The organism is Providencia heimbachae ATCC 35613, from assembly GCF_001655055.1.
Lineage (GTDB): Bacteria > Pseudomonadota > Gammaproteobacteria > Enterobacterales > Enterobacteriaceae > Providencia > Providencia heimbachae.
Window position 1 is genome coordinate 1 of the sequence record NZ_LXEW01000051.1, and the last position, 13,101, is coordinate 13,101.

The 13,101-nt window shown below is 36.8% G+C and carries 13 protein-coding genes; 4 read left to right on the plus strand and 9 right to left on the minus strand.

Annotation, left to right across the window (positions count from 1 at the left end):
- Positions 1-120 precede the first annotated feature (120 nt).
- The 4 genes from M998_RS18315 to M998_RS18330 form a co-directional block, all read right to left on the minus strand.
- Entirely contained in the window at positions 121-897 is a 777-nt protein-coding gene (locus M998_RS18315) for a dimethyl sulfoxide reductase anchor subunit family protein (RefSeq protein WP_068910198.1), read from the minus strand.
- A gap of 1 nt (position 898) precedes the next feature.
- The gene (locus M998_RS18320) at positions 899-1,516 is read right to left on the minus strand and encodes a DMSO/selenate family reductase complex B subunit (RefSeq protein ID WP_068444811.1); all 618 of its coding nucleotides are present in this window, start codon (positions 1,514-1,516) and stop codon (positions 899-901) included.
- 11 nt (positions 1,517-1,527) lie between these two features.
- Positions 1,528-3,957, minus strand: coding sequence for a DMSO/selenate family reductase complex A subunit (locus M998_RS18325; RefSeq protein ID WP_068910199.1), 2,430 nt, complete (start codon positions 3,955-3,957; stop codon positions 1,528-1,530).
- A gap of 294 nt (positions 3,958-4,251) precedes the next feature.
- Positions 4,252-5,520 carry a mechanosensitive ion channel family protein gene (locus tag M998_RS18330; RefSeq protein ID WP_068444808.1) on the minus strand — a complete coding sequence of 423 codons (1,269 nt, stop codon included), beginning with the start codon at positions 5,518-5,520 and terminating at the stop codon, positions 4,252-4,254.
- A gap of 809 nt (positions 5,521-6,329) precedes the next feature.
- Here M998_RS18330 and M998_RS18335 point away from each other — a divergent pair.
- Positions 6,330-7,187, plus strand: a complete 858-nt coding sequence (locus M998_RS18335; RefSeq protein ID WP_073890223.1) for a D-amino-acid transaminase — start codon at positions 6,330-6,332, stop codon at positions 7,185-7,187.
- A 22-nt stretch (positions 7,188-7,209) separates the two neighbouring features.
- On the opposite strand, the gene M998_RS18340 is transcribed toward M998_RS18335, so the two are convergent.
- From M998_RS18340 to M998_RS18350, 3 genes are all read right to left on the minus strand, one after another.
- Positions 7,210-7,785, minus strand: coding sequence for a cysteine hydrolase family protein (locus tag M998_RS18340; protein ID WP_068910201.1), 576 nt, complete (start codon positions 7,783-7,785; stop codon positions 7,210-7,212).
- Between the two features lie 289 nt (positions 7,786-8,074).
- Complete coding sequence (locus tag M998_RS18345; RefSeq protein ID WP_068444784.1) at positions 8,075-8,335, minus strand: DinI-like family protein; 261 nt, start codon at positions 8,333-8,335, stop codon at positions 8,075-8,077.
- A 357-nt stretch (positions 8,336-8,692) separates the two neighbouring features.
- Positions 8,693-9,067: a GNAT family N-acetyltransferase gene (locus M998_RS18350; RefSeq protein ID WP_311136300.1), complete on the minus strand. Its 375-nt coding sequence runs from the start codon at positions 9,065-9,067 to the stop codon at positions 8,693-8,695.
- A gap of 252 nt (positions 9,068-9,319) precedes the next feature.
- Between M998_RS18350 and M998_RS18355 the strand changes: the two genes are divergently transcribed.
- The 3 genes from M998_RS18355 to M998_RS18365 all read left to right on the plus strand — a co-directional run bounded on the left by M998_RS18355 (position 9,320) and on the right by M998_RS18365 (position 11,248).
- The gene (locus M998_RS18355; RefSeq protein WP_082913048.1) at positions 9,320-9,916 is read left to right on the plus strand and encodes a pentapeptide repeat-containing protein; all 597 of its coding nucleotides are present in this window, start codon (positions 9,320-9,322) and stop codon (positions 9,914-9,916) included.
- A 295-nt stretch (positions 9,917-10,211) separates the two neighbouring features.
- Positions 10,212-10,424 (plus strand): transcription antiterminator/RNA stability regulator CspE, encoded by a 213-nt coding sequence (gene cspE / locus M998_RS18360; RefSeq protein ID WP_068444774.1) that lies wholly within the window; start codon positions 10,212-10,214, stop codon positions 10,422-10,424.
- A gap of 362 nt (positions 10,425-10,786) precedes the next feature.
- Positions 10,787-11,248 (plus strand): Hsp20 family protein, encoded by a 462-nt coding sequence (locus M998_RS18365; RefSeq protein WP_068444771.1) that lies wholly within the window; start codon positions 10,787-10,789, stop codon positions 11,246-11,248.
- A gap of 758 nt (positions 11,249-12,006) precedes the next feature.
- Here the strand turns inward: M998_RS18365 and M998_RS18375 are convergent.
- The gene (locus M998_RS18375) at positions 12,007-12,684 is read right to left on the minus strand and encodes a DUF1345 domain-containing protein (protein ID WP_068910205.1); all 678 of its coding nucleotides are present in this window, start codon (positions 12,682-12,684) and stop codon (positions 12,007-12,009) included.
- A 202-nt stretch (positions 12,685-12,886) separates the two neighbouring features.
- Entirely contained in the window at positions 12,887-13,015 is a 129-nt protein-coding gene (locus tag M998_RS19965; protein ID WP_269459836.1) for a hypothetical protein, read from the minus strand.
- Between the last annotated feature and the right edge of the window lie 86 nt (positions 13,016-13,101).

Genomic DNA, 13,101 nt, shown 5'->3' on the forward strand with positions numbered 1-13,101 from the left:
TAATTCAAATTACAACGTTGTTGGCTGCGCTTGGCTGTATAATTTGCAAGCGAATTCTAAACAAAGAGCCCATTAATTGAGCTCTTTGATAAATAACTATAACACAGTCGGAACAGCAGCTTACATGGTGATTTGCCACAGGTTGTAGAATGCAATGCGACCGGATAGTTCAGCTAATAACACAGCTGCAGTGCAGACGGCTAAAGTCGCTTTTGGCGCACGTTGCTTTAATGCCATGCCGACAAAAGCGGCGAGGGCAACGGCTAATACCACAACTTGGAAGCCCCAAAAGCCAGTTTGTTCACTGCTAAGCGCAGGGCCTGTTTCTGTTAAGAAAGCTTGGTATCCAGCACGGCTGGCAAAAATCGCAAATGTACCGATGAGGAAAGAGGTGATACCTAAACCACGAGCACCGATAGTAATAGCAAGCGCACCACCACCAACGAGCATGGTCATCCACATTTGTAATGTTGTATAACCTGTATTCCAGTTAGCGATTGAAGCGATATTATACACTTGCGGAATTGACCAAACAAAAGCAAGGCCGGTGATGACAGCAGCAATATTCGCTAGCTCACGTAACAATGTTTGCTTATAAAACAGCGTGAAAAATAACGTTGCCGCTGCGCATCCGACAAACACACCACTTAAAAAGGCTTCGTTGCTCATTGGTGAGCGGCCGACGCCGAGTAACATGTTGAAAAAACGCAGTGGCTGACCTACGTGTAAGCCACCAATGACTAAACCAATAATCATAATAATAAAAGCAACGATATTGGCTGTTTTTAGCTGTTTATCATCAATTGAACCCATTCTACGGCTTATATAAGCCAGTAGAAATAAGCCTGCTGCGGATTGTCCTAAGACGGTGAAAAAGACTAATGGTAATTCATGCATTTTACACCTCCGCAGGGTTTTTAAGTTCGCCACTCTTATCGCCAAATGGTTTGGCATCTTTGTGTGGCTTAATGACGATATTTGGGTTAGTTAGGCTAGGATCTGGCATTGGTGCAATGCCACATTCTGTACCGTGTAACTCGCGAAGCACCGTAATGTCATCAAAATCTAAAGCACGCTGCGGGCAAGATTCAACACAAACCGGTTTCATTCCTTGTGCGACACGTTCATAACAACCATCGCATTTGCTCATCAGTTTTTTCTTTTCGTCATACTGTGGTGCACCATACGGGCAGCGCAATTCGCAGTAACGACAACCGACACAGATAGATTGGTCGACAACAACTAAACCATCTTCCGCACGTTTGTGCATCGCGCCAGTAGGGCAGCCTTCTACACAGGTTGGGTTTGAGCAGTGGTTACAAGAAATGGACAGATAGTAATTGAATACGTTTTGCTGCCAAATACCATCTTGTTTCTGCCAGCTTCCGCCGCCAAATTCATATACGCGGCGGAATTTCGGTCCTAAATCTAAATCTTTTTCATCCTTACAACTGACCTGACAGGTTTTACAGCCAGTGCATTTTGTGGAGTCAAAATAAAAGCCATACTGTTTCATCGATTAACTCCTTAAGCGCGTTTAACTTCAACAAGGTTGGTATGCTGTGGTGTTCCCTTCGCTAACGGAGAAGGAACGTGTGAAGTTAGAGTATTAATACAACCACCGATATCTAATCCTTCACTATTGAGGGTGCGCCATGCGCCCTGAGGAACAGCGATAACACCTGGTAATACACGCTCTGTTACTTTTACCTTAATTTGGATACGACCACGGTCATTATAAATTTCAGCGGTATCCCCACTGTTTAAACCGCGTTCTTGTGCGTCAATTGGATTTAACCAGAATTGATGAGGGATCGCTTCACGCAGCATGGCAACATTGTAGTAAGTTGAATGCACATGACCTTTATCGTGGAAGCCTGTCATAAGTAAAGAATGTTTTTGTTGTGAAGCTTGGGCTTCGACACCTTCTTTATTCATACAGTACTCTGGAACACCAGGAATTCGTTGTCCTTCTGGCAGTTCCCAGTTTTTAACGCGTTCAACCAGTTGTTCAGAGTAAATTTCAATTTTACCTGACGGTGTTTTCAATGGGTTATTGATTGGGTCATCGCGGAAATCTTTAAGCGCAATATTCTCAGCACTATTGAGGAACTTACGATCAATGATCCCAGCCCCGTCCGTTTCACTAAACTCAGGTAAATGTGGCATTTTTTCACGTGTCTTGTTGTAGCAAAACTCAATCCAATCTGCATAGGTACGACCTTCAGTGAATTGATCTTTTACACCCATTTTTTCAGCGACATCGACTAAAACGTCATAGTTAGGGCGGTTTTCCCACAGTGGCTCAATCGCATTTTGCAAACGAACTAAATAGTGATAAGCACCACTAGCATAGGAGTTATTGATCAAATCGTTTGTTTCAACGGTTGTTACGTCCGGTAGCAATAAGTCGGCATATTTTGCAGAAGGAGTATCATGGTTATCCCAAACAAGAATAAATTCACATTTTGACTCATCAGATAGAATTTCATGGGTTTTATTCAAGTCACCGTGTTGGTTACCAATCACGTTGCTGGAATAGCACCACATAAATTTAATATCATTATTGAGTTTATCGACACCTTTGACCCCGCCATTCTCAGCGGTGAGTTCTTTACCGCGAGAAATCGCTTCTGACCACATATACGTTGGGATCAGTGCTTTGACAGGGTTCGGTAACCCAAAGCCCGCTACTGGGTAGGCAAAGCTGTTACCCCACAGACCCGTATTGGTACCTGCGCGGCCAATATTACCTGACATGATTGGTAGCATCATGATTGAACGGCAAGCTTGCTCACCATTTTCAGTACGTTGCAGTCCCCAACCTTGTGAAATCCATGCACGATTTGCATTACCAATTTCACGAGCAAGTTGCGTGATATGTGCAACGGAAATCCCCGTGAGTTTACTTGCCCATTCAGGCGTTTTAACGATGCCATCAGGGCCATTACCCAAGATGTAATCTTTATAAGCGGCATTTCGTGGTGCAGATGCAGGCAGTGTTGATTCATCCCAACCGACGCAATGGGTTTTTAAGAATTCTTCATCCGTTAGGCCTTCTTGGATCATGACATAACCAAGAGCAGCCACTAATGCTGCGTCAGTACCCGGATAGATAGGGATCCATTCAGCCCCTAAAGTGGTTACGCTATCGGTACGACGAGGGTCGATAATAATAACTTTGGCTTTACTCTTATCGAGTGCATTCAGTGTTTCATAAAACTGACCACCACCTGACATACGCGTTTCTGCTAGGTTGTGACCAAACATTACCACCAAATCAGAATTTTGAATTTCGGTAAGATAAGATTCTTCAACACTACCATAAACGTATGGTGTAATTTCCATCAATTGAGCGTAGGAATAGGTACCATAATCGCCAAGAAATCCACCGGTTAGGCTTAGTAAGCGTTTACAGGCTGCACGACCATGTAAATTTGCCCCAGTAGAACCTGAACCATATTGATAATAAATCGCATCGCTACCGTATTTATCGATAGTGTACTTTAATTTTTCAGCAATAATGGTGGTTGCTTCATCCCAACTGATTTTTTTAAATTTACCTTCGCCACGTTTGCCTACACGTACCATTGGGTATTTCAAACGGTCAGGGTTGTAAGTTTTCCAGCGTACGGAACGACCCCGTAAGCACGGGCGAATTTGATGTTCACCTAAAGTGGAGTCATCGTACATCGTTTCATTTGATATACGACTAATGACACCGTCTTTGACGTGAACTTTAAGTGGGCAGCGACTACCACAGTTAACTAAACAAGCGCTATAACTAATTTTTTCGCTGGTTTCATCTGGCATCATGGCGGGTGTTTTCGCCTGTGCGGAAAATGGTAGGGTGATTGAGCCAGCAACTGCGGCGGCACCCGCAACAGTTGCAGAGGTTTGTATAAATTCCCTCCTGCTCAGTGCTCCAAAATGAGTATTTTTTTTAATTTTATGCATTGACATTGCCTATATGTAAATAACGATATTACCTTCTTGTTTTATATGTTAAAAAAAGTCAGCGCAAAGTGACATGATTTACATCAACAATATCCTTAATAAATGGGTGGTAAGTGACATTATTTATATAATTTATAAGGCTTTTTTTTCTACAAAGCGTAAGTGTTCATCCTATTTTTATTAACAATAGTTATGTTTTTATTTATATAACGAATAGTATGGAAGGTAGAAAAAAAGAGGGGTTTCCCCCTCTTAGGATTACTACTTAAGATGTAGAAAAATAAGAAATACTAACTAATCACTAAGTGTTAACGGTTTTTCTTTGGTATTACCAATCATTCTAACGTCATTTCCGGTAGGTGATTGATGAACCATTAGATTAAATTGCGGCAATATGGAGAAAATATGGTCAAAAATATCGGATTGTATTCTTTCGTAGTCAACCCAGACAGTCGTATTAGTAAAGGCATATATTTCTATCGGAATACCATTTGAATCAGATTCAAGTTGCCTCACCATGATGGTCATACTTTTATGAATATTTGGATGGGACTTCAAATAAGCCTCAATATAAGCACGGAAGGTACCAATATTGGTCAAACGGCGTTGATTGAGTGGGATTGCTTTATCTTCAGGCAATGCTGAGTTGTATGTATGAATTTCAGCAACTTTTTTATCTATATAAGGTTCAAGTAAATTGGCTTTTTCAAGATTGGCAATTTCATTTGATTCTAAAAAATGAACACAATTAGCATCTAAGCGAATGCTGCGTTTAATGCGTCGCCCACCTGAATCCGTCATTCCTTTCCAGTTTTTAAATGAATCAGAAATAAGTGCATAGGTTGGAATTGTGGTAACAGTATTATCCCAATTGCGTACTTTAACGGTCGTTAACCCGATATCAACAACTGCACCATCCGCGCCATATTTAGGCATTTCAAGCCAGTCACCAATATTGACCATATTATTTGCAGATAATTGAATTCCTGCCACTAATCCCATGATAGGATCTTTAAATACCAACATCATTACCGCGGTCATTGCACCTAAGCCACTTAAAATAATGAGTGGTGACTTACCAATGAGCAAGGCAATGATCATGATAGCGATAAGTATAGAGGCAATTAATTTGATGCTTTGAAAAATACCACGTAAAGGCAAATGTGCAGTTTTAGCTGCACGTTGCAACATACTTAATACGATATCGAGAACCGAATAAATAGTTAGCAAGCCAAATAGTAAGCACCATGCTTGGGAACCGACTTTAAGGATAACTTGAGCAGTGGAATCTGAATGAAGCCATAGTGTCGCTTGGATATTTACGACAACACCCTGAATAACAAACGCAATACGGTTAAAAAGACTGAATTGAGTTAACTGATGTTGCCAGCCAGCGCCTGCTTTTTGGCCATTTCTTTCTATTCGAGGGAGAATTATTTTGTGTAAAACTAAATGTAAGATAAGGGCGACTACGAGGATTAATCCAAGAACCATTAAAAGTGAGGCAAGGTTAGCGTAGTCTTGATTAAACTGACGTACCCAGTCTAGCAGTTGCTGCTGCATGTGTTCTCCTTCTTTGGGTAATATAATACGGGTAGAGAAAATATTGTAAATCGTCATAAACACTAACATAAACAAAATTAAATTTCATTATTCGAGCAGTAAAAATGTATTTCAGAATAAGAAAAATAGTGATATGAATTAATTGATTAGCCTTAGATTGGTCAATGCTTTAACTCAATTTTTGTTTCAATCATGATGATTTAATGCATTTTAGGCATATTCTAATAAGCGATAATATAAAACAAAATAATAACATTAAGTAACATTACTAATAATTCGTGTTTTTCTGATTGCTGAGTTAAAAGTGAAGGGTGAGTCGTAGGGGCTTAATACTGGTCGCTATTAGTACCGCGAATGTGGCTAAGATTATTGAAAATGTATTTGAATAAAAAAGCGGCCTTAAATTTTTAAGGCCGCTATGCAAAGTTGCATTTTAAATTAACGCTAAAATAAGGTTGATTGACTAGGGAAAGCGGAACTACATAAAACGTTTAGAAAGCAATTCAACAACTTCTTGCACGCTGCTAATAAATTCTTTGATACTTTTCATCTTAACTCCAAATGTTAAAGTGTGATCTCGATCACGTGAGGGCATTTTAGCTTTTACGATGTTAAAGTCAAGTTAAGTTTAAAAACTATTTTAAAAATTAAACTTAATTTTATGGGGGTGTTTTCACAACGACTAAGAGGGATAAAAGGGGAATCTAAGGCGGAAAATGAAATCTGTGAGGCGACGATACATACTCTTAAGTCAAACAGAGTCGTGCTATTATGGTGACCTATCAACTTAGCAAATTTTAAAGGAAGGGATATCTATGATTGCTTACGTTAATGGTGATTTTTTACCGGAAAAACAAGCTACTGTTTCAATTTTTGATAGAGGCTTTTTATTTGCGGATGCCGTTTATGAAGTCACAGCGGTAATTAATGGGTGTTTAGTGGATTTTGATCATCATATTGCCCGATTACAACGTTCGTGTGCAGCATTAAAACTAAAGCTACCTTACAGTGAGATTGAATTAAAACAGATCCACACTCAGTTGATCGAAAAAAATAATCTTCACGAAGGGCTGGTTTATTTGCAACTGAGTCGTGGGAATGCAATGCAGCGCAGTTTTTTATATCCAGAGCAAAACATAAATCCCACACTCGTATTATTTACCCAAAAATTAGCTATTGTTGATAGCACAAAAGCAAAAATAGGTATTAAAGTTGTGACTGTTGACGATATTCGTTGGCAGCGCTGTGATATTAAAACAGTCGCATTATTAGCGGCATCTATGGCAAAAGAGTATGCCCATGAACATGGGGCAGACGATGCACTATTTACGAAAGAGAGTTATGTTACTGAAGGAAGCTCAAGTAATTGTTTTATTGTGACACAAGAAAATAAATTACGAACGCGTGAGCTGAATAATAAAATATTACCGGGGATCACGCGCAAAGCTATTTTATTATTAGCAAAAGAGCAGGGATTAGACATTATTGAAAAAGCATTTACAGTTGAAGAAATGCTGGATGCTAAAGAGGTATTTATTACTTCTGCGACCACATTAATTTGGCCTGTAGTTATGGTGAATGAGCAAAAAATTGGTGAAGGTAAGCCGGGCAATATTGCTATCCGGCTACGAGAGATATATCTACAAACAGTAGCTGAAAACAAATAAAATTGCTTATTTAAAAACGCGATTACTTTGTTTGCATAAATTCTTTAATAGATGAGATTTTAGCCATTCCTTGCAATGCTTGCATACTTTGTTCATGAAGTTCAAGCGTTGCAGCAGCACATAAATCCTCTAAAACTGTCACGGAATAGCCTAAATCATGGGCTTGCCGTGCACTACTTTGGATAGCCATTAATGAACTAACACCCCCTAGGTATAACTGGGTAATTTCATTATCAATAAGCCATTTGTTTAATTTGTTGCCTGTAAACGCAGACACACCTTTTTTAACCATAATAGGGTCTCGAAAATGCACTTCAAGATCCTGTACCCAACTGCACCCATTTCCGCTAAGTTTTAATGCCCCATTTTTTTTTGCCTGCTGAAACATGGGAGAACCCGCAGGGATATCTTGGTAATCATCAGAAAAACCAACTTTAACCCAGATTACAGGAATATTATTACTTCGTGCATAATTGGCCGCTATGTTTGCTTGCTCGACAATATGACGGGCTTGAGTTTGCTGATAACTTGAATTCGATAAACCATTCTTTCCGATAATATCTTCAATTAGATCAATGATAATTAACGCTTGTGACATTATTACCTCTTTCAATGCATAAGTATTTTGACGTATGAAAAATCATTATAGTCATAAATATACATAAGCACAGTTAACTTAATAGCATAATCACATTTAAGGTAAGTCAATAACGAAGCCAACACCTTGATTGTCAAGTCCATTCGTAACACGAATTACAGCCCCTATTTTATGCGCTAAATTTTGTGCAATTGATAAATCTACCCACAGCCAAGAAAAAATAAGGTTAAGTTAATTAAAAAGATATCAGCTATTTTCTTAATTTTAAGCGATGTTTATGGTTCGAGTATTACTCGGATAAATTTTCTTCTGGAAGCCAACCGTCATCCATCCAAATTCCTTCCAGTATTTCTTCAATCTTTAGCTTATCTTCGGCAATTTTAGTACCTGAAATATTAATACGCTGTTGTGAACTAAAGCCAACCCGCGTAACCATATCAGGGTATTGAGTTTGTAGTTTGCGCAAAATCTCACATTCAAGCGCATCCAGAACATTATTGTTTGGTTTTTGTGGTGCATTTTTATCAAATAACACTTCGATGCGTAACATAATAACCTCTATCGATAACTGTATTAATATACAGTATTTTTAGATGGATAAAGGGGGAATGTCAATATCGATTAGAAAATATTTTTTTATAAAACGAAGATGAAACAGTGCATTGATCCGAGTGAATTTAAATAATAATTTAAAAACAATTAGTTAGTTATTATTTTTGATAGTTTAAGAAGCCGAAAATGGATTGTCAGTTTAATAAAAATGCGTATGCTAATAAAATATTTAATTTAATTACGATGAGGTTTATTTTCCTGACAGCATCAATCAGCAAACTTATCAAATATTTAATCAAAAACTACAAACAGTGGTTATGGCGCTATCATTACTGTAACCGCTATTAATTTTTATTTATTTCAGTAACTGACAATAGATTAGTTCAGGGTCGGCATCATCAAGGTTTTCAATGAACCCACTTCTGATAAACCCAGCACGCTGAAATAATTGTTGTGTTAGTCGATTAGATTGGTTTGTTGAGGTGAAAAGTTTTGGGGTTTTACACAGAGATTTAAAATTTGTAATTAACACTAACCCCAAACCTTGTCGCCGATGTTGTCGAGCAACCATCAATAATTCAATAAAACCTTGTGCAAAGAAATGATAATGAAATACGCCATAGGCTAATATTTCATCATTTTGCTCTATTAAATAGCAATTATGTTGTGTTATCCATAGCGCTATTTCTTGATAGCGTTCAGTCGTACCGACGGTATCAATATCATTCAATTGGTTGATATCCTGATGTGTAGCTAATCTAAATTTAATATTCATCGATAATATAAACAATAAGTTAAAGCGTACCATTAGTGTAGATCTAAAATTAAGAAACTAATAGAAATGAATAAAATAATTTAACCGTTTCATTACTAGATTCATTTTGTGATTTAGGCGGGGGTTCTAGTTTTATTGGCATGTTAATATGTACAGTAGTTTGCTGGTGGTCAGGTAATAGATAAATACATAAGTGAGAGAAAATAAGTGGATTTTATTAACAATACTGAATATTTTGATGAGCGAATTGAACATATCGAATTAATAGAAGGCCAGCTTAATCAGGTGGTTTTTGAGCGCTGTGAGTTTGTACATTGTGATTTTTCTTCAACGTTATTTGTGCAATGCAAGTTTATTGATTGTACTTTTGAACACTGCAATTTAAGCTTAATTAACATCGCTAATACTCGCTTTTCTAATGTCGAGTTTGTTGGTTGTAAGCTTGTTGGAATTGATTGGACAAAAGCTTACTGGCCCCGTTTTGACTTTTACTCACAGCTTAATTTTAAAGAAAGCATTTTAAGTGGTAGTAGCTTTTTTGGTTTAAAACTACACGAGTCAAATTTTGAAAGTTGTCGTTTGCATGATATTGATTTTAGAAATAGTGAACTAAACAAATCAACTATAATTGATTCTGATTTATCGAATAGCTTATTTATGCAGACAAGCCTAGAGGAAGTCGATTTTACGGGCACACATTCATTTGATATTGATATTCGCCAAAATAAAATCAACAAAGCAACGTTTTCAAGGTTTGAAGCATTAGAATTATTAAAACACTTAGATATTCAATTGGTTGACTAAAAATAAATTGGATATATTTCGTTCAGCATCAGTGTCTTTAGTTATTGTTTTATTACGATTTTAATAAATAAAGCTTAAAATCATTTGCTATATGGTCAATTTTATGAGTAAATAGCGCCACTGGTTTGGAAGTACAGGCCTATTTATGTAGTGCAGTTTAAAGTAGTTCACCATTTAAAGTTATCCTCGATACCTGTCAATGCGAATTCCTTCTAATTACTACCCATAAGTAAGAAAAACGATATCAAACCTCCAACACGCCTTATGGCATTTTAAATAATTAAAAGGAAATCCTATGTCAGCTTCAATGACTGGTACAGTAAAATGGTTTAACGACGAGAAAGGTTTTGGTTTCATCACTCCACAAGATGGCAGCAAAGACGTGTTTGTTCACTTCTCTGCAATCCAAAGCGACAGCTTCAAATCATTAGCTGAAGGCCAAAAAGTTTCTTTCTCTATCGAGAACGGCGCTAAAGGTCCAGCAGCAGCAAACGTTGTTGCTATCTAAGAGCTTATCTTAGATATCTATTTATGCTTTAACTTGTACTTCAAATAGTAAGTACGAATGTTTAAGAGTATACAATAGTTAGAATTTGAAACCTCACTTTGGTGGGGTTTTTTTATGTCTTTATAATTCCTTCCTATCTGTAATCTTTCGAAAAATCCGTATTTAATACAATATTAATTTCGAATTTTTCTCCTCTTGAATTTCTCAGCCTTATCGCCATATTATTTTTAGAGCCATTAGAGTTAACGGCCTGAGAAAGTAAAAAAATATTTTTTTAGGGTTGAAAACTAAAATTCGATACATATTTATACGATAAGTCACGATGTCATCATCATTATTCAATTCATACTGAAGGAGGAGTTATGGCTAGTATTAGACCTTTTTCTTTATTTCCTGTAATTTCAGATAATTTATTATCAAATCGTTTTGACCAGATAGATCGCTTATTTAGTCAATTAACAGGTAGCAAACCTATTTCATCACCAGTTCAAACTTACAATTTGAAGCAGGTTGATGACAGTCATTATGAATTGACCTTAAGTGTTCCTGGATACCAAGAAAGTGATTTAAATGTTTCATTGAAAGGTGGGCGTTTAGTAGTTGAAGGGAAAAAAGAAGAGAAGATCCAAGAAAAGAATGAAAAGTGGATCCATCAAGGTATTTCACAAGGTCAGTTTAGTTTGCAGTTTGACTTAGGTAAAAATGTTAGAATTGAAAAAGCAGATCTATCGAGTGGGCTTTTAAGCATTGGTATTGAGTACGAATTACCAGAAGAAGAGAAACCACAGGTAATAGCGATAGAAAACAAAGATAAAAATAATTAATTTCTGTTATTAAACTTAATTTAGAGCCACATATGCATATTATCGATGCTATGTGGCTCTTTTTATGCGCAAAAGTGATAAAGCCTCTGCTTAAGAGAATGTAAAAAAACTATTCAATTCTTTCTCTAAGTGTTAATTTAGAAGAAATCTCACTTTATTCGGAGTCAAATTATGCTAAATAAATTACTTAATAACAAATATATTGGTTATATAGTAACCTTTGCTGGCATTGTATTATTGGGTGTTCCGCCCGCAGAAACCGAAGATAATGAATCAACTCGCTTGAAGTGACCGCCTACCTTTTAAGATATCGTGCTATCAATGACGGTATTTTCAAACATATAAATATCTACTTATTGAGTAAATAATAACTATTATCATTTGGTAATTTAAAGTAAAATGAATTTATCTATTGATAATGAGCGTTTTTATGAAGACTAACTTCTTTTTTCTTTTTTTTACAATATTTCTTGTGGGCTGCACTGAGCCTATTAGCTATAAACCAAATAGTAAAACGCATGATCCGAAATCTATATTTAGTGATGATAATCCGATGCATAGAACGCATAAGAAAAGTCGGACAGATTCAGAACAAAGAGCTGTGAATGACTCAGTGCATGAACAGCAAAGAGCAATCATGAGAGGGGAGCAAGGTGATCATAGCATTATTAATCGCTACTAATGGTCACCGTTAATTTAGTAGGGGATCCCTCGTGGAAGTCACTAATTTGTTATTTGTACAGGGTTTACCTTATTAGCTAGAATAAACTTGCGGAAATGTTGATACATAATCCGAGTATTGCCATATTGAATATGAACGAAATAATAGATTGTAGCAGTACTGCTCGTCGCATTATGGTTGAGGCAACATCAATATCTGCAGTTTGTGATGCAACGGCGATAGTAAAAGAGAAATACATAAAATCAGAATAATTTGGCGCTATAATCTTATCTGGAAAAAGTAACCAAGGTTTATCTTGTTCAGGGTTATTGTAGTAAAGATGGGCGTAATGCATGGTAAAACCTGCGGGTAAAAGTAACCATGATGAGATCAATGTCGAGGCAGTTAAAATATAAGGAAATATTTTTTCACCTTTTGCCAATTCACTGTGCCCACCTAAGGCAAAAAATAAAGCGAGCAAACTCACGCAGCAGCCCGACATCAAGAAAAATATAACCATTTTTGCGCTTTCATCTTCTATTTTTGTTATTTTCCGAATATCTTTGGATTTACGGCTAATAATCCGTTGAAATAAAAAAATCAAATAGCTCCAAGCAAAGGTATTCCAGCTGATGATCAGGTTTATGATTGTACTTTGATAAGAAAATAAGGCTAAAAAAGTCGCTAATGCAGCGAGTAATGAAACGACAAAACGCGGACGAGAATGAAAGACATGTCGAAAAACATGGGTGATACGAACAGCGTAACGTAACATGCCAAATTCCTATTTGAGAAAGTAAAACTAAATAAAAATCAAATAACAATACTTATGTTCATACTATCCCAAGTGACAATGTTTTGTTATCTCTCTATGAATAAATAGGCTATATGGGTACTAAATGTCAAATTTGGAGTAAGGCGGTAGAATAATAACTAAAAGCCCTTTGCAGATAATCTGAAAGGGCTTTTAAAGATGATTACATAACATACATCAGTCCTATTTGCTTATCTTCAATATCAACGCTGATGAATTCGCTATCAGGAATATCGATAGTCGCGAGTGAAATGAAAAAAGCAACTACGATAATAGTATATACGATGAACATACTAACCTCCCATGTATGGGTGGGTTTTTTAGTACTCGTAAGCTTGCTCGCTCTATTTAATAATAAAATAGTTTTTTAAATTTGGA